Origin of the sequence: Methylobacterium gnaphalii (assembly GCF_007992215.1) — a bacterium.
Classification (GTDB): domain Bacteria; phylum Pseudomonadota; class Alphaproteobacteria; order Rhizobiales; family Beijerinckiaceae; genus Methylobacterium; species Methylobacterium gnaphalii.
In genome coordinates, this window is record NZ_BJZV01000001.1 from 52,655 (window position 1) to 69,783 (window position 17,129).

14 protein-coding genes are annotated in these 17,129 nt (G+C 67.1%); 9 read left to right on the forward strand and 5 right to left on the reverse strand.

Going from position 1 to position 17,129, the window contains the following annotated elements; all coding sequences use genetic code 11:
- The first annotated feature begins 87 nt into the window (after positions 1 to 87).
- Positions 88 to 1,110, forward strand: a complete 1,023-nt coding sequence (locus MGN01_RS00225; RefSeq protein WP_147044561.1) for a gamma carbonic anhydrase family protein — start codon at positions 88 to 90, stop codon at positions 1,108 to 1,110.
- 70 nt (positions 1,111 to 1,180) lie between these two features.
- Here MGN01_RS00225 and MGN01_RS00230 read toward each other — a convergent pair whose 3' ends face one another.
- On the reverse strand, positions 1,181 to 1,738 hold the full coding sequence (locus MGN01_RS00230; protein ID WP_147044863.1) for a TetR/AcrR family transcriptional regulator: 558 nt from the start codon (positions 1,736 to 1,738) through the stop codon (positions 1,181 to 1,183).
- Positions 1,739 to 2,071: 333 nt separating this feature from the next.
- Here MGN01_RS00230 and MGN01_RS00235 point away from each other — a divergent pair, with 333 nt between their 5' ends.
- The 4 genes from MGN01_RS00235 to MGN01_RS00250 all read left to right on the forward strand — a co-directional run bounded on the left by MGN01_RS00235 (position 2,072) and on the right by MGN01_RS00250 (position 8,396).
- The gene (locus MGN01_RS00235) at positions 2,072 to 5,491 is read left to right on the forward strand and encodes an acyl-[ACP]--phospholipid O-acyltransferase (RefSeq protein ID WP_147044562.1); all 3,420 of its coding nucleotides are present in this window, start codon (positions 2,072 to 2,074) and stop codon (positions 5,489 to 5,491) included.
- A 148-nt stretch (positions 5,492 to 5,639) separates the two neighbouring features.
- The gene (locus MGN01_RS00240) at positions 5,640 to 6,239 is read left to right on the forward strand and encodes a PadR family transcriptional regulator (RefSeq protein WP_147044563.1); all 600 of its coding nucleotides are present in this window, start codon (positions 5,640 to 5,642) and stop codon (positions 6,237 to 6,239) included.
- 109 nt (positions 6,240 to 6,348) lie between these two features.
- Positions 6,349 to 7,659 (forward strand): AmpG family muropeptide MFS transporter, encoded by a 1,311-nt coding sequence (locus MGN01_RS00245; protein ID WP_147044564.1) that lies wholly within the window; start codon positions 6,349 to 6,351, stop codon positions 7,657 to 7,659.
- A gap of 50 nt (positions 7,660 to 7,709) precedes the next feature.
- Positions 7,710 to 8,396 (forward strand): DsbA family protein, encoded by a 687-nt coding sequence (locus tag MGN01_RS00250; protein WP_147044565.1) that lies wholly within the window; start codon positions 7,710 to 7,712, stop codon positions 8,394 to 8,396.
- A 126-nt stretch (positions 8,397 to 8,522) separates the two neighbouring features.
- Here MGN01_RS00250 and MGN01_RS00255 read toward each other — a convergent pair whose 3' ends face one another.
- Positions 8,523 to 9,449, reverse strand: a complete 927-nt coding sequence (locus tag MGN01_RS00255; protein WP_147044566.1) for a peptidylprolyl isomerase — start codon at positions 9,447 to 9,449, stop codon at positions 8,523 to 8,525.
- 193 nt (positions 9,450 to 9,642) lie between these two features.
- Positions 9,643 to 11,211 carry a L,D-transpeptidase family protein gene (locus tag MGN01_RS00260; protein ID WP_373319156.1) on the reverse strand — a complete coding sequence of 523 codons (1,569 nt, stop codon included), beginning with the start codon at positions 11,209 to 11,211 and terminating at the stop codon, positions 9,643 to 9,645.
- 341 nt (positions 11,212 to 11,552) lie between these two features.
- On the opposite strand from MGN01_RS00260, the gene zwf reads away from it, so the two are divergent.
- The 4 genes from zwf to hisN all read left to right on the forward strand — a co-directional run bounded on the left by zwf (position 11,553) and on the right by hisN (position 15,669).
- Positions 11,553 to 13,031 (forward strand): glucose-6-phosphate dehydrogenase, encoded by a 1,479-nt coding sequence (gene zwf, locus MGN01_RS00265; protein WP_147044568.1) that lies wholly within the window; start codon positions 11,553 to 11,555, stop codon positions 13,029 to 13,031.
- 169 nt (positions 13,032 to 13,200) lie between these two features.
- Positions 13,201 to 14,253 carry a sensor histidine kinase gene (locus tag MGN01_RS00270; RefSeq protein ID WP_147044569.1) on the forward strand — a complete coding sequence of 351 codons (1,053 nt, stop codon included), beginning with the start codon at positions 13,201 to 13,203 and terminating at the stop codon, positions 14,251 to 14,253.
- A gap of 85 nt (positions 14,254 to 14,338) precedes the next feature.
- Entirely contained in the window at positions 14,339 to 14,764 is a 426-nt protein-coding gene (locus MGN01_RS00275; RefSeq protein ID WP_147044570.1) for a SufE family protein, read from the forward strand.
- 113 nt (positions 14,765 to 14,877) lie between these two features.
- Entirely contained in the window at positions 14,878 to 15,669 is a 792-nt protein-coding gene (gene hisN, locus MGN01_RS00280) for a histidinol-phosphatase (protein WP_147044571.1), read from the forward strand.
- A gap of 134 nt (positions 15,670 to 15,803) precedes the next feature.
- Here the strand turns inward: hisN and MGN01_RS00285 are convergent, their stop codons facing one another.
- Both MGN01_RS00285 and MGN01_RS00290 read right to left on the reverse strand, forming a co-directional pair.
- Complete coding sequence (locus tag MGN01_RS00285) at positions 15,804 to 16,211, reverse strand: HET domain-containing protein (protein ID WP_147044572.1); 408 nt, start codon at positions 16,209 to 16,211, stop codon at positions 15,804 to 15,806.
- A 200-nt stretch (positions 16,212 to 16,411) separates the two neighbouring features.
- Positions 16,412 to 17,071, reverse strand: a complete 660-nt coding sequence (locus MGN01_RS00290; protein ID WP_147044573.1) for a 3-oxoacid CoA-transferase subunit B — start codon at positions 17,069 to 17,071, stop codon at positions 16,412 to 16,414.
- Between the last annotated feature and the right edge of the window lie 58 nt (positions 17,072 to 17,129).

Sequence of the window (17,129 nt, forward strand, 5' to 3'; positions counted from 1 at the left end):
CACGGCTTACCCTGCCGCTCATGCGCCTATATGTCCCTGCTCGGCCTCGGGCGCCATTGCGCGTCTGCTTCCGCTGAGGACGCTTGCGTGACTCCTGACCTGATCCTCCCCTACGACGGCGTGCTGCCGGTGTTTTCCACGCGGCCGGTCTGGTGCGGTACGGGCAGCACCGCGATCGGTGTGGCGACAATCGGCGCGCAGGCTTGGCTCGGCGACGACAGCGTGATCCGGGCTGATGGCCAGACCGTCACCATTGGAGACCGCTTCTGGCTCGGCAGCCGTTCGACGGTCCACATCGCGACCGAGACCCATCCTACGGTCATCGGCGACCGTGTCACCGTCGGCCGGAACGCTGTGGTGCATGCCTGCACGGTCGGCTCTGACGTGGTGATTGAGGACGACGTCATCGTGCTGGACGGCTCGGTGGTGGGCGATAGGGTGTTGATCGAGGCCGGCGCAACGGTCTTCCCGCGCTCGCGTCTAGAGGCGGGCCACGTCTACGCCGGCAGCCCCGCTAAGAAGCAGCGCCCGATCACTGGCGAAGACCTGGCTGAACGCGCCGAGCGTCTGCGCGAAGCCGCCGCCGCTGCTCCAGCACCCGCACAGGGCGATGCGCCCGAAACGGACGAGACGGTGTTCGTTGCGCGTACCGCGCGGCTCTCGGGCCGGATCATGCTCGGGGCTGGGTCGAGCGTACTGTTCTCCTGCGCGCTCAGCGCCGAAGTTGGACCAATCGTGGTCGGGGCGGACACCAACATCCAGGACAACACGGTCATTCGCACCCGCGGCGAGGGCGTCGTGATCGGCCGCGACACCACGATCGCCCACAACGTCCGCATGGCAGATTGCCGGATCGGCGCGCGCAGCCTCATCGGGATCGGCAGCGTGATCGCTCCCGGCACTGTTATCGCCGACGACGTAATGCTTGCCGGAGGTGCCACAACTGATCCAGGTCAACTCCTCGACAGTGGATACCTCTGGGGCGGCCGCCCGGCTCGCATCCTCGCGCCGCTCGACGCTGCCAAGCGCACGATGATGGCGCGGATCGTCGAGGGCTATTGCGCGCACGGCAATGAGTACCGGCAGGCGCAGGCGGTCGACGCGGTTTAGCTTTCGCAATCCGGAGCCTCTCGATGCGGAGGCGCATGGTGATCGAGGCAGCCAAGCCGCGTCTGTCCAGCTACGTCGCTGCTTGGGCATCTCCAAGAAACCGGCCCACCAGCATTCGCGCCAGCACACGCGGCGAGTCCGGAACCAACACCCCGAGCTTGTTGGAGGTCGAGAGCGAGGCGAGGCCGTGCAGGCCGGCCCAGAGTGTTGCCACGGCCTGTCGCCGTTCTATGGAATCGGGCAGCAGGGGCGTCAGCACTTGGTCGACGAGGCCGACCGCCTCCGCCAAGGCTTCGGAATACCAGTCGGGAAACGGCACGTCTGGTGCAGCAACGTGCTCGAAGACGAGGCTCCATACCCGTGGGTCCGCGGCGACGAAGACAAGATAGGCGTCGGCGAGCGCCAGGGCGTTGTCACCTGCGGGCTTTTGCGGGTCGATCGCCTTCTGCAGCGTCGCGTACAGGCGCTGAAAGGTACGCGCATTGATCCGTAGGATAACCTGATCGAGGTCGCCGACCGCGTTGTAAATTGAGTTCGGCGCGTAGCCGATCGCGGCGGCGAGTCGTCTCATTCCGAGCCCGCGAAAGCCCTCGTTGCGCACGAGGCTCTCGGCCGCCTGGGCGACCATCTCGGTGAAACCCTCACGGTCGTGTTTGCCCCGCGGCCCTGCGGTCCCCTTGCCCCTGGTCACATCGCCTCCCGAACGCCAAATATCGCGTTACAACAGAACGTTAGGATATCGCACGCATCGTTGTTCTAATGCGGATCCGCGTGTGCCCCCACACGTCATGGCTTATCGCTGTTGCACGGTGTGCAAAATCGATGTTGCGCCCTACCTCCGACTAAATATCTTGAACGTCGTGCAAACTATCTGATGGCTCGGGTCGCCGGGAGGTCAGATGGCTGGATTTGACGCCCAAGCTATCGCCGGGCAGTCATGAACCAGCCGGGAGAGAGGTCCATGTTCGCTTCCCTGATGACGACGCGGCGCTTCGCCCCGCTGTTCTGGTGCCAGTTCTTCTCGGCCTTCAACGACAACTTTCTCAAGAACGCCCTGGCACTGCTGATCCTGTTCAAAGTCGGCGAAGGCGGCGCGGATGCCGGTCATGGCGGCGTGCTGGTGACGCTGGCAAGCGCCGTTTTTATCGGCCCGTTCTTCATTCTGTCGGGCCTCGGTGGGCAGCTCGCAGACCGCTACGACAAGGCAGTTCTCGCCAAGCGTCTGAAGTTCGCCGAGATTTTTGCTGCCATGCTCTCGGTGCTCGGCTTCTGGCTGCAATCGGTGCCGCTGCTCTTCGCCGCGCTCGGCTCCTTTGGAGTGATCGCCGCGCTGTTCGGCCCGATCAAGTATGGCATCCTGCCCGATCATCTGAAGCGCGAGGAACTCACCGCCGGCAACGCGCTGGTGGAAGCTGCGACCTTTCTCGCGATTCTGCTCGGCACCATCACCGCCGGCCTTGCCATGGCGATGGGCGGCCATGCCCTCGGCCTCGGTGCCGGCCTGATGACCTTCGCGGTCCTTTGCTGGCTCGCCGCTCGCCAGATCCCGCGGACGGGAGAGGGCGATCCCAACCTCAAGGTCGATGCCAACGTCGCCCGCTCCACCGTCGAGTTGCTGCGCGACCTCTGGGCCGATACGCGGCTGTGGCGCGGCTCGGTGATCGTGAGCTGGTTCTGGCTCGTTGGCGTCGTGGTGCTCTCGCTGCTGCCGGTGCTGGTGCGCCAGACCCTCAATGGCACCGAGATCGTCGCAACGACGCTGCTTGCCGTGTTTTCCATCGGTATCGCGGCCGGTTCAGGTCTCGCCTCCTGGCTCGCCAGCGGCCGTATCGTCCTGCTGCCGACTCCTGTCGGCGCGATCCTGATGGGTCTGTTCGGCCTCGACCTCGCTTGGACAGTCTCTCATGCCGTGCCCGCTGCCGGTGAGCCAATCGGCGCGCTCGCCTTCGTCGGCAGTGGCACGGGCATCCGCCTCGTGGTCGATTTCGCCGGGCTCGCCATCGCGGGCGGCCTCTACATTGTGCCGTCCTTCGCCGCCGTGCAAGCCTGGACGCCGAAGGAGAAGCGCGCGCGTGTGATCGGCGCGGTCAACGTGCTGACCGCCGCCTTCATGGTCGGCGGCACCCTGGCTCTGGCCGGGCTTCAGGCCGCCGGGCTGTCGATGGCTCAGCTCCTAGCCCTAGTCGCGGTGCTTAACCTCGTCGTGGGCGTGATCGTCTTCAAGATCATGCCGACGAGCCCGTTCCGCGACTTCCTCTCCATCCTGTTCCGCGCCTTCTACCGCCTCAAGGTCAAGGGGCTTGAGAACGTCGAGAAGGCTGGCCCGAACGCGATCATCGCGCTCAACCATGTCTCCTTTCTCGACGCGCCGCTCGCCCTGTCGCTGCTCGATACCGAACCAGTCTTCGCCATCGACCACGGCATCGCGCAGCGCTGGTGGGTGAAGCCCTTCCTCAAGATCACCAAGGCGATGCCGCTCGACCCGACACGGCCCCTCGCAACCCGTTCGCTGATCAACGCGGTGAAGGACGGCGAGACGCTGATCATCTTTCCCGAGGGGCGCCTCACTGTCACCGGCAGCCTGATGAAGGTCTATGACGGTGCTGGCCTGATCGCCGACAAGTCCGGTGCGATGATCGTGCCGGTAAAGATCGAGGGGCTCGAACAGACCGCGTTCTCGCGCCTCTCGCGCAGCCAGGTCCGCCGCCGCTGGTGGCCCAAGGTGACCGTGACGATCATGGAGCCGGTGAAGCTCGAGATCGATCCGGAACTGAAGGGCAGGAACCGTCGGCGCGCGGCGGGCGCCGCCCTCTACGACATCATGTCGGATCTCGTCTTCGATACGACGGACATCGACCGCAGCGTGATGTCCGCGTTGATCGAGGCCGGCGAGCGCCACGGCTGGGGCCGCATCGCCCTCGAGGACCCGGTCACCGGCGCGATGACCTATTCGCGCCTCGTGATGGGCGCCAACATCCTCGGCCGCAAGCTCATGCCGCTGGCCCCTGAGGGTAAGACGATCGGGCTGATGCTGCCCAACGCGAACGGCGCCGCCGTCACCTTTTTCGCCCTGGCAAGCGCGGGCCGGATCCCGGCGATGATCAACTTCTCGGCCGGTGCCGCCAACGTACTCTCGGCCTGCAAGGCGGCTGAGGTCGAGACCATCCTCACCTCACGCGCCTTCATCGAGAAGGGCCGTCTCGGCGGCCTGATCGAGGGCCTCGAAGGCAAGGTGCGGCTTGTCTATCTGGAGGACCTGCGCGCCACCGTGACCAAGGGCGACAAGCTCAAGGGCCTGCTGGCACCCCGCAAGTCATTAGTGAAGCGTAGGGGCGACGATCCCGTCGCCGTTCTGTTCACCTCCGGCTCCGAGGGCACGCCGAAGGGCGTGGTGCTCGCTCATCGCAACATGCTGGCGAATACCGCCCAGGCCGCCGCGCGCATCGATTTCGGACGCCAGGACAAGGTGTTCAACGCTCTGCCTGTCTTCCACGCCTTCGGCCTTACGGCCGGCCTCGTGCTCCCGCTGGTCTCGGGTGTACCGGTCTATCTCTACCCATCGCCGCTGCACTACCGGATCGTGCCTGAGCTGATCTACGGCACCAACTCCACAGTGCTGTTCGGGACGGACACCTTCCTCGCCGGCTACGCCAAGGCCGCGCACCCGTACGATCTGCGCTCGCTGCGCTACGTTGTGGCTGGTGCCGAGAAGGTGAAGGAATCTACCCGGAAGACCTGGGCGGAAAAGTTCGGCCTGCGCATCCTCGAAGGCTACGGCGTGAGCGAGTGCGGTCCCGTGGTCGCCCTCAATACACCGATGTTCAACCGCTTCGGCACGGTTGGCCGCATCCTGCCTGGGATGGAATACCGCCTGGAGGCCGTGCCTGGCATCGACGAGGGCGGCCGGCTCTTCGTGAAGGGGCCAAACATCATGCTCGGCTACTACCGCGCCGAGAAACCCGGCGTGCTCGAACAGCCTCCGCAAGGCTGGCACGATACCGGCGACATCGTCGCGATCGATGCGGAAGGTTTCGTCGCAATCAAGGGCCGCGCCAAGCGCTTCGCCAAGATCGCTGGCGAGATGGTCTCGCTCGCCACCGTTGAGTCGCTGGCCGCCGAACTCTGGCCGGATGCCCCGAGCGCTGTGGCCGCCGTTCCCGATGCCCGCAAGGGCGAGCGGCTGATCCTGTTCACCGAGGCCAAAGGCGCGACGCGCCCCGCTTACCAGGCTTTCGCCAAGTCGAAGGGTGCGCCGGAGATCGCCGTGCCGGCGGAGGTGGTGATCCTCGACAGGCTACCGATGCTAGGTACCGGTAAGGTCGATCAGGTCGGTGTGACCAAGTTCGCCAAAGAGCGGGCTGCGGAGGCCGAAGCCGCCTGACAGCGCTTCTCGCAACCTCGACGGCAGAAAAGCCTGATCCGCGGTGCGGGTCAGGCTTTTTGCAATTCATTCGTCATGGCGCTTGAACTTCGATCGTGTTTCGATATATCTAAATAAACGACATATCGAAACACGATCGGAATAACAGATGTTTGGACGCTTTCACCACCGCGGTCACGACCTCCGCGACGAGTGGGTCTTTGCCCGCAACGAGCGTGGCGACGAGTACGGGTACAGCCCGTTCGGTCGCGGCGGGCAGCATCGCGGCAATGCACGTCATGGTGCTCCCGGCCGCTTCTTCGGCCACGGCGATCTGCGCCTCGTCGTGCTCCACCTCATCGGCCAGCAGCCGCGCTACGGCTACGAGATCATCAAGGCGATCGAGGAGCGGGTCGCCGGCGCCTACAGCCCGAGCCCCGGCACGATCTACCCGACCCTGACCATGCTGCAGGACCTCGGGCATGTGACAGTCAGTGACGGCGAGGGCGCCAAGAAGCTGCACACCATCACCGAGGAAGGACGTGCCTACCTTGATGCCCACCGTCCGACACTCGATGCGCTGATCGCCCGCATGGACGAGACCGGCCGTCGTCATGGCGGCAGCTCGGCTCCCCAGGTCGTGCGCGCCATGGAGAACCTACGCATGGCCCTGCGGATGCGCCTCTCGCGCGGCGCGCTGGACGAGGAGCAGATCAATGCCGTCGCGGCTGCGATCGATGCGGCGGCCACTGCGGTCGAGCGCGTCTAGTTGAATCCCCAGATGACCCGCTCGGGAGGAGAACGGTATCGCGGGCCTTGACCGCATCGCCGAATCCCCGATGCAGGGTCTCGCCAAAGGACAGCGAGGCCCGAACCGCATGCAGGCTCCTGCCATCGAAGCCAAAGCGCGCGGCGCGTCGTTCCTCAAACCGTTGTTTCGCGATCGCCGCATCGCGGCTGGGCTCTTCCTCGGCGTTGGCTCGGGGATGGCCTTCCCGCTGATCTACGCGACACAGTCAGTCTGGCTGACGCGGGCGGGCGTGCCGATCGAGACGATCGGCTGGCTGTTCGGTCTGACCTTTCCCTACAAGCTCAAGTTCCTCTGGGCGCCGTTCCTCGACCGCTACGACCCGCCGCTGATCGGCGCCTGGCTCGGGCGGCGGCGCGGCTGGATCCTGCTGGCGCAGCTTGGCGTCGCGGCGGGTCTCGTGGGGATTGCCTTCGGAGATCCGGCCAACTGGCTCGGGTGGACGATCGCCTTCTCCCTAGCACTGGGTGTCGCCGGGGCGACACAGGACATTACCGTCGATGGCTGGCGCATCGCCGTGGTCTCGAAGGCGGAGCTGCCGCTGATGTCCTCCTGGGCTGAGATCGGCTGGCGGATGGGTACACTCGTCGCCGGGGCGGGGGCTCTCATCGTGGCCGGCGAGCACGGCTGGAAGGTTGCCTACGTTGTCATGGCAGCGATCATGTTCCCGAGCATGATCGCAGCATGGTTCGCGCCCGAACCGAAATCCGACAGGGACCCGATCCGCGAGCCGCTGAATTTCGGCGCCACGATCTGGGCGCCGATCAAGGACCTGCTCGACCGGCTCGGGCCGCTCGGCATCCCGATCCTGATCATGATCGCGGGATTCCGCATGTCGGGCTACGTTTCCACCGCGATGGCGAACCCGCTCTTCGTGACGCTGCACTATTCGGACGTCGACATCGCCACGGTGGTGAAGGTTTACGGCTTCTGGCTGGCGCTCGGCGCCACCATCCTCGGCGGCTGGATGATCCCGCGGTTCGGCCTGATGCCGACGCTGCTCTTCGGCACCGTGTTCGGCTCGGCCGCGCATCTCGCGCTCGCCTATCTCGCGCTTTACGGGGACCACAACGACGGCGCCTACTGGACCTTCGTGATGGCGGTCGGGATCGAGGCCTTTGCCTATGCCTTCGCCTCGATCGTCCTGATCACCTACATGTCGACGCTGACCTCGGACGGCTATGCGGCGAGCCAGTTCGCGCTGATGACCTCGCTGGTGGCGCTGCCCGGCAACCTGCTGGCCATGACCTCCGGCGTCGCGGTCAAGGCCGTCGGTTTCGCCTGGTTCTTCGTCGGCACCTCGGTGATCGGCATTCCGGTAGCGTTGCTCTGCGGCTGGATCTGGTGGTGGCAGAGCCGGCAGGTCCAGAGCGTAACCTGAGCCGTTCGGCGACCGAACTTCAGCCATCGTCTCGACCTACGAGCCCCTCCATGACCTTCGACCGCCGCCGCTTCCTTGCTGTCTCCGCCGGCCTCGCCCTCGCCGGGCCGGCCTGGGCTCAGGGTTACGGGCAGACCTTCAAGGTCGAGAACGACGATGGGCGCCCGATCGCCAACATGCGCCTGCCGGGCGAACTCACCGGCCAGGCGATGGAGCTCAAGGGCGTGACCTATATCGGCCCGCGCGATGCCGAGGTCGTGCTCTACGAGTATTTCGACTACAATTGCCCGTATTGCCGGAAGGCCGCCGCGGACATCCAGGCGCTCTCCGCCAGCGATCCGGCGCTCCGGATCGGCCTCGTGAACAACCCGATCCTCTCGCCGATGTCGGCGCAAGCCGCCAAGGTGGCGCTCGCCGTCCAGCGCAAGCTCGGCTCGGCGGCCGCGTTCAAGCTCTACACTCAACTCCTCGGCACGCCCGGCCAGATCGACGGGATCAAGGCTCTCACCGTTGCGGCCAAGTCCGGTGTCCCGCGTGCGGAGCTGGAAGAGATCGGCAACAGCGACGAGATCCGCGAGGCGCTCACCGCGCAGATGCGCCTGGCGGCCAATCTCGGCCTCACCGCGACGCCGTCCTATGTGCTCGGCAATATCGGCATCCTCGGCCATCCGGGGCCGAAGTCGCTCGCCCGGATGATCGCCGCCATGCGCCGCTGCGACCAGATCGCCTGCGGATAGGCGGATGTCGGGGCGATCCAGACCGCCGTCACTGCGAGCGTAGCCAAGCCATCCAGGTGCACCGCCGTCGCGGGTGGGGTCCAGGAGGGCTTCGGCTTCGCCCCGCAATGACGGGACGGGCTTCCCTCAGGGCTTCTTCGCGTCGGCCGGCGGCGCGGTGATGGGAGCCGGCGCGGTCGGCACGGCGTCGGTACGCTCGACCTTGGCGGCCTCGCGCAGCTTCAGGATCACGTCCTGCTGGGCCTTGCGGGTCAGGTACTGGTCGACCTGCTCCTTCATCTCGTCGAAGCTCGGGATCGGCTTGGTGCGCTTCTCCTCGACCTTGATGACGTGCCAGCCGAACTGGGTCTTCACCGGGTCGGAGACCTGGCCCGGGCTCATCTTGAAGGCGGCCTCGGCGAAGGGCGCGACCATGCGCTCCTTGGTGAACCAGCCGAGATCGCCGCCCTCGGTCTTGGAGCCCGGATCCTTCGAGAGCTCGCCGGCGGCCTTGGCGAAATCCTCGCCACCCTTGACGCGGGCGGCGATCTTCTTGGCCTCGGCCTCGTTGTCGACGAGGATGTGCCGGGCGTGCACCTCCTCCTCGGGCTTCATCGACTTGACGGTCTGGTCGTAGAGCGCCTTGGCGGCGTCCGGCGTTGCCGTCTTCTTCGCCTCCTGCTCGAGGTAGTCATCGAGCAGCAGCTTGTCGCGGAAATAGGCGAGCTTGCGCTTGAACTCGGGCGTTTCACCGACCTTCGCGGCATCGGCCGCCTGGGCGCCCACGCGCAGGTCGATCATGTAGTCGACGAGCAGGCCCTGCTTGCTGGCCTCGTCCACGCCGGGCAGCGAGAGGGCAGGGTCCTCGCCCGCGATCGTGAGGTCACCCTGGGTGATCGGCGCGCCGTTGACCCTGGCGACCACCGTGTCGGGGGCGGGCTTGGCAGCCGGCGTCGCCGCGGCTGCAGCCGGTGCCGATGGGGCGGCGCTGGGCTCCTGCGCCAGCGCGGCAGCAGGAAGCACGAGCGACAGGGCGAGCGCGCTCGGGCGCAGGAAGCGGGTAAACGTCGGCATGAAAGCGGTCCGTCCTTGGGCGTCGCCGCCTCGGGCCCGCTCTGACGACAGGCTCGCGCGCGCAGCGTGAAGAAGCGGCCAGAGGCCGCGGGAGACGGCCAGACAGGTGGAATTTCCCCGCGCCAAACGCAAGCGTGGCCGCTGGAATCGCCTTCGAGCCCGGCTGCAGAATTCCCTTGGGGGATGGCGCTCCTCAGCCGCGCCGGCCGACGAGGCCAGGCGGCAGGAACGCGCGCTCGACGGCCCCTTCGACCGGAGTGGCGGCCGGGGTACGGTGGCCCGTGTCGGGTCGCGCGGCCGGTGCCGAGGCTGGCTTCGTGCTCGTCACGGGCCTCGCTGCCGGCACGAGATCGGTGGCGGCCGGCGCGGGCTGCCCGGCGCGAGCCGGCTTGATGACGGCGCGGGGCGTGATCGAGCCGGTCGTCACGACGTCGGTGGCGGCGGACGGCGCAGGGGTGCCGGGGGTGTCGAGACCGTAGATGTCATCGCGAAAATGTGCGCGCCCGTCGGGCGTGGCATAGCCGGTGAGATAGACGAAGGTCACCGGCACCGACTTCACCAGCTTGATGTCACGCTTCTCCCCGGTGGCGATGCCGCTCTCGATCTCGATCGGCCCCCAGGTCGAGCCGGGACCGTTCGGGCCCTCGGTGCCCTGGAGCAGCCAGGCCGCGAACTCCTTCACCTGACCGACGCGCACGCAGCCATGCGAGTGGAAGCGGACATTGCCGGCGAACAGCGACTTCGACGGCGTGTCGTGCATGTAGACGGCGAACTTGTTCGGCATGTCGATGCGCAGCTGGCCCAGCGAATTGTCGAAGCCGGAATCCTGGCGCAGCGTGTAGTTGACCGCCTTCTCTCCGCTCCAGTCGAAGGTCGTGGAATCGACCTCGACTCCGCCGGGACCGAGCATGCGGATGTGGTTCTTGACGAGATAGCCCGGGTTCTTGCGCATCGTCGGGATGATCTCGTTCTTGATCACCGAGACGGGCAACGTCCAGGTTGGATTGAGGTTGACGTCGGTCACGCGGGTCTCGACCGAGGGCGTCGCCTTGTCGGGCTTGCCGACGACGGCGACATAGCGGCGCGCAACCGCGCCGTTCTCCACCGTCTCGACGGTGGCGGAAGGAATGTTCACGACGACGTAGCGCTCACCGAACGGAAACTTCGAGCCGATCAGCCGCTCGACGGTGGCCGCGAGCTGGCGCTGGCGCACGCTCGCCGGCACGTTCAGCGCCGCGACGGTCAGGCGCTGGACGAGTCCCGATTCCGGCAGGCCATGCCGCTGCTGGAACGATTTCACCGCCGCCACCAGGGTGTCGTCGTAGATGTCGGAATGCGTGGCATCCGCCGCGAGGTCGCCGGTCATCACGAGATGGCCGCGCAGGGCCGCGACGGCCGGATTGCGATCGCCGGGCTTCAGGGTAAGCCCAGCCGGAACCTGGCTCCAGCCGCCAGCGTCGGCCAGGGCCTTGTAGTGCTCGGCCATGCGCATGGTGGCGAGGAAGGTCGCGGGCGTCAGCGTCGGCGTCGGATCCTCGGAGACCTTGGCGTAGACAGGTGCCGGCACCTCTCGCGATTTCTTCGGGGCGGGGGCCGCAACGGCAGCAGGCGGCGTCCCGGTCATGGCCGGAACGGGGGAGGGCACCGGGTGCGGAGGGACGGACTCTTGTGCAGAGGGTTGCACCGAGAGTGGTAGCGGGGCGGGCGCGGTCTTCGACTCGGCTGCCGGCTCGGCGCGTGCAACGCCGAGGCACATCGTCATGGCGACAGGGGCGCTGATCAGCGCATGACGAGAGATCGGGGAAAGGAAACGCAACGCCATCACCGCCTCGAACGAGTCGTGCCGGCAGGATGCGGCGTGATGGTTAGGAAATCGCTGATGCGACCGTTTCGCGTGTGCGAGGACGCACGCTCGCCAGGATGCCGGCGGGCGCAACATCTTCATATTCAGGTAGGCTCGGCGCGAACGCATCGGCACGGTCCCTGCAGCCGGGTTTTGCTGAGGCCTTCGCTCGGCATATGAGGTGAGCGCCGTCCCTGGCGGCGCCCTTGCATCGCGCCGCCGGGCGTGACTGCCTTCGTACCGAAGCGGGAGAAGAGCCCTTGGCCACCATCATCCCCGTCGCCTCCTTCGACTACGTGGTGTTCGGCGCCACCGGCGATCTGACCCGACGCAAGCTCCTGCCGGCCCTGTACTACCGGTTCCGCGACGGCCAGATCCCCGGCAGCAGCCGTATCATCGGCGCCTCACGCACGGAGCTCACGACGGAGGCGTTCCGCGATCGGGCGCGCGAGGCCTTGCGCGAGTTCATTCCGAGCCATCATCTCGACGAGGCCGCGCTGGCGAACTTCATCGATCACGTCCACTACGTCGCGGTGGATGCCCTTGGCACGGACGGCTGGGACGAGCTGAAGGCACTGCTCGACGAGCGGCCCGACCAGGTCCGGCCGTTCTATCTCGCCACCTCGCCCGATCTCTACGGCGCGATCTGCCGGAACATCGAGCGCTGCGGCCTCGTCGGCGAGAACACTCGTGTCGTGCTGGAGAAGCCGATCGGCAAGGACCTGAAGTCGGCGCGTGCCATCAACGACGCCGTCGGCGCGGTCTTCCCGGAGGGCCAGATCTTCCGCATCGACCACTATCTCGGCAAGGAGACCGTCCAGAACCTGCTGGCCTTGCGCTTCGCCAACACGATCTTCGAGCGGCTCTGGAACGCCGACGTGATCGATCACGTCCAGATCACGGTGGGCGAGACCGTCGGCGTCGAGGGCCGCGGCGGTTACTACGACACCTCCGGCGCACTGCGCGACATGGTGCAGAACCACCTGCTGCAGCTGCTCTGCCTCACGGCGATGGAGAGTCCGCTCTCCCTCGACGCCGATTCGGTGCGCGACGAGAAGCTGAAGGTGCTGCGTGCCCTGAAGCCGATCACGCCGGCGGAAGTGCAGGCGGTGACGGTGCGCGGGCAATACGCGGCCGGCGCGGTGTCCGGGAAAAGCGTCCCGAGCTACCTGGCCGATCTCGGCGGCGAGACCTCGAGCCGCACCGAGACCTTCGTCGCCCTGAAGCTCGAAGTGCGCTCGGCCCGCTGGGCCGGCGTGCCGTTCTACCTGCGGACGGGCAAGCGCCTTCCGAGCAAGCATTCCGAGATCGTCGTGCAGTTCCGCGCCTCACCCTTCTCCATCTTCCCTGAGGAAGCTTTCGGGCGCGAGCCGAACCGCCTCGTCATCCGTCTTCAGCCCGAGGAGGGCATGAAGCTCGAGGTGATGACCAAGGATCCGGGCCCCGGCGGTATGCGCCTGCGCCCGACCGACCTCGACATCTCCTTCGAGGAGACCTTCAAGCAGCGCTACCCGGACGCCTATGAGCGCCTGTTGATGGATATCGTGCGCGGCAATGCCACCCTGTTCATGCGCCGCGACGAGGTGGAGGCCGCTTGGGAATGGGCCGACAAGCTGCTTCAGGCCTGGGCCGACCGGCCCGAGCCGCCGCGCCCCTACGCCGCAGGCTCCTGGGGACCGACGGCGGCCATCGCCCTGATCGAGCGCGACGGCCGCACCTGGCACGAAGAAATTCGCTGATCGCGCGTCGCGATAAGAGATCTCTTCGTACAGCGTGAACAAGTCCGTCTACAACCACACAAGACATTGACCTTTTCTCCCGGAACGCCCCTACGGACAACACGTTGACCGCCGCGAGTCCCAACCAACGAGGGCAGGCTGGCACAGCGTGGTGGATCGAACGGCGGGCATGGATTCGGACACACCCTCGACGGACAAGACACCGGACCACAGCCCGTCTCAGGGGCTGGGCGACGACTTCCGTCGCTTCGCCGATTTCGTGCCGCAGATGATGTGGCGTTCGGACGAGCACGGTCGGGCGCTCCACCACAACGAGCGCTGGCTGCAATTCACCGGCCGTCCGTTGGAGGAAGAGTTGGGCGACGGCTGGCGCCGCGGGCTCCATCCGGACGACTTCGAGCGCCATGCCAAGATCGTTGCCGAGGCCTTCAAGGCCCGCGAACCGTTCAGCGTGGAGTTCCGCCTGCGCCGCCATGACGGGGCCTATCGCTGGGTCCTCGACACCGCGCGGCCGCTCACGGAGAACGGTCGCTTCACCGGCTATCTCGGTTCCTGCTTCGACATCACCGACCGCAAGAATGCGGAGGACCATGCCGAGGCGGCGCTCGTCGAGAAGGAGACCCTGCTCGCCGAGATCTACCACCGGGTCCGCAACAACCTTCAGGTCATGGTGAGCCTGATCGGGCTCTACGGCCGCGCCGCGCCGGAGCCCTGCCGCGGCAGCTTCGATGCGCTGGGCCAGCGGGTGCGCGCCATCGCCCTGGTGCAGCAGCACCTGCACGAGGCGCCTCACATCGCCTCGATCGACCTGCGCGACTACCTGCACCGCCTCGCCTCGGGGCTCGGCCAGCTGCGCCGGGCCGGACGCATCGGCGTGACCGTCGACGGGACCGGAACCAGCATCGTCGAGCCGCGCACCGCCAACGCGCTCGGCATGATCGTCGCCGAAGTGGTGGCGGAGTGCCTCGACGCCACGACGGATGCGGTGACCTGCAGCGTGTCCATCACCATCGCCGCAGGCTTCGGTGAGCCGGTCAGGCTCTCGATCGTGTCCGGGCATGGCGAGGCCGCTGCCGCTGGCCGGCCGGGCGTGCCGAAGCTCGGGCCACGCCTGATCGCGGCCTACGCGGCGCAGGCCGAGATCGCGGTGAGCGGTGATGCCACGCGCGCGCATCCGCTCGAACTGCAATTGCCCGAGGCACGGGCTCAGGGTTCCGGCTGATCCGCACCGCGCTTGGGTCGCGTCCCGCAGCCCGAGCACCTATATCGCCATCGGTATCCTCCGCCCGAAGAGCCTCGTGCCGTCCATGCTTCCGCCCATCGCCGACATCGTCGAGAACTTCGAGCTGATCGAGGATTGGGAGCAGCGCTACGGCTACATTATCGAGCTCGGCCGCGAGATGGACGCCTTGCCCGAGGCGCTGCACACCGAGGAGAACCGGGTGCATGGCTGCGAGAGCCAGGTCTGGCTCGACGTCGGCCTCGACAAGGCCGCCCCGGAGCCGCGTCTCGCGCTGCGCGGCGACAGCGATTCCAGCATCGTGCGCGGGTTCGTCGCCCTGATGGTGGCGCTCTACCAGGGCAAGACGCCCCAGGATGCCGCCGAGACCGACGGGCTCGACATCTTTCGGCAGCTCGATTTCGGCTCCCACGTCACCTCGAAGCGCTCGAACGGCGTGCGCGCCATGGTGGCGCGCATCCAGCACGATGCCCGGCGCCTCGCCGCCGCGTGAGAGACCGGCGAAATTTCGGCCCGGCGGCTTGACCTGCGCGGCCGGAGACGCCTTCGTCGGCCGGCACGATCAGGCGCGTCAGCCTGCCGCGAAGCCTTACCGATGAGCGTTGCATGAGCGTCGTCGATCTCGCCCGGTTCATGGAGGATCTCGCCACGCAGTCGGGTGTGGCGATCCTGCCGTTCTTCCGCGCGCATTTCGGCATGGACGACAAGGCGAGCGGCTCCGGCCGCGGCTTCGATCCGGTCACGGAGGCCGACCGCGCGGCCGAGACGGTGATGCGCCGGATGATCCGCACGACCTTCCCGACGCACGGCATCCTCGGCGAGGAGTTCGGCTCGGAGCGGACCGACGCGGAGTGCGTCTGGGTGCTCGATCCGATCGATGGCACCCGCGCCTTCATCTCCGGCCTGCCGACCTGGGGCACGCTGATCGGTCTGACCCGCAACGGCACGGCGGTGCGCGGCCTGATGCACCAGCCCTATCTCGGTGAACGCTTCCTGGGCGACGGCCGCAGCGCCACGATCCGGACGGCGAAGGGCGAGCGCAAGCTGCGGACCCGCCGCACCGAAAAGCTCGCCGACGCGATCCTGGCGACCACCGATCCGCGCCTCTTCGCGGAGGGCGAGGAGCGCGAGCGCTTCCTCCAGGTCGAGGCCTCGGTGCGGATGTCGCGCTACGGCGCCGATTGCTACGCCTATTGCATGCTCGCCGCCGGCCAGATCGACCTCGTGGTCGAGGCGGGACTGCAGCCCTACGACATCGTCGCGCTGATCCCGATCGTCGAGGGCGCCGGCGGGGTCGTGACGTCGTGGGCTGGCGGCCCAGCGACCGGCGGTGGTCGCGTCATCGCCGCAGGCGACCGCCGGCTGCACGAGCAGGCGCTGGCAATGTTGAATCCGTAAGGTGAAACGCGTGGCCGAGCGTCACGCGTTTCCGACCCGATCCGGCCTCCGATCGGGGCACGGACCGGATGGGCGTGCCAGGCGAACGGCGGCCGGGGATCGGCAGATGTAGGGCGAACGCCCCACGCCGAAAGTCAGGCCGGCAGGCCGGAGGTCTCGAAGAGGAAGTCGTCCACGGAGGGGATCGTCACGGCGAGGCCGGCACCGTAGGAGGCCTTGCTGAGCCGCCAGGGGCGCTCGGCGCGGGCGCGGATGGCCTCGGAGGGGCGCAGGCGGCGAGCGGTGCCGTCCTCGGCGATCTCCTCGATGGTGAGGAAGCCGTAGACCTGCAGGCGGGAGGCGACGAGCTTGGTGTCGCGCTCATCGGCGGCGATCACCAGGGTGCCGGTGGCGTAGACGGCGTCCATCAGGCTGCGCTGGTGGGCGCGTTCGCGGCCGCGGGCTCCCAGTGCCAGGCTCTCCGCGGAGCGGGCCGTGCCCGCCATCAGGCCGGTCGGCCGGCGAAAGGGAATGACGTTGTCCGTCGCCGCCGCACTACGCATACGCAACACCTTCGTCTCGAACACTGACGGCAGGCGCTCGTGCGGCGCCCTTCCGATGTTCGAGACAATGGTCCGAGTCGGCTTAATGCCTGCTTAGCCATGCCGGGCAGCGGGTGTCCCGCATCGTCCCGGCGCGGGAATCGTGGGCGCTTTCCGCCGAAGGGGGAAAACGGTTCGGCGAAGGGAGGCGCGGCCAGGAATTAGCGGAGCGCCACCGTGTAGGCGGCCTCGGTCTTGCTCCTGATCTCCTCCTCGGTGACGCCGTCGGCGAGTTCGATCAGCGTCATGCCGCCGTCACCCTCCTTGTCGATGGTGAAGACGCCGAGATCGGTGATCACCATGTCGACGACGCGGGTGCCGGTCAGCGGCAGGTCGCAGGACTTCAGGAGCTTGGCCGACTCGGAGCCGTCCTTGTTCTTGGCGACGTGCTCCATCACCACGACGACCTTCTTGACGCCGGCGACGAGGTCCATGGCGCCGCCCATGCCCTTCACCATCTTGCCGGGGATCATCCAGTTGGCGAGGTCGCCGTTCTCCGCGACCTGCATGGCGCCGAGGATCGACAGGTTGATGTGGCCGCCACGGATCATCCCGAACGAATCGGCCGAGGTGAAGTAGCTCGTGGTCGGCAGCGCCGTGATCGTCTGCTTGCCAGCATTGATCAGGTCCGGGTCCTCCTCGCCCTCGTAGGGAAAAGGGCCCATGCCGAGCATCCCGTTCTCCGATTGGAGCTGCACGGTCATGCCGTCGGGAATGTAGTTGGACACCAGCGTCGGGATGCCGATGCCGAGATTCACGTAGAAGCCGTCCTTCAGCTCCTTGGCGGCGCGCTCCGCCATCTGCTCACGGGTCCAGGCCATTTTTCGCTCTTTCCCCTCGTCCTTCGCCGAGCCTCGGGCCGACGGTTCGTGATCCCGC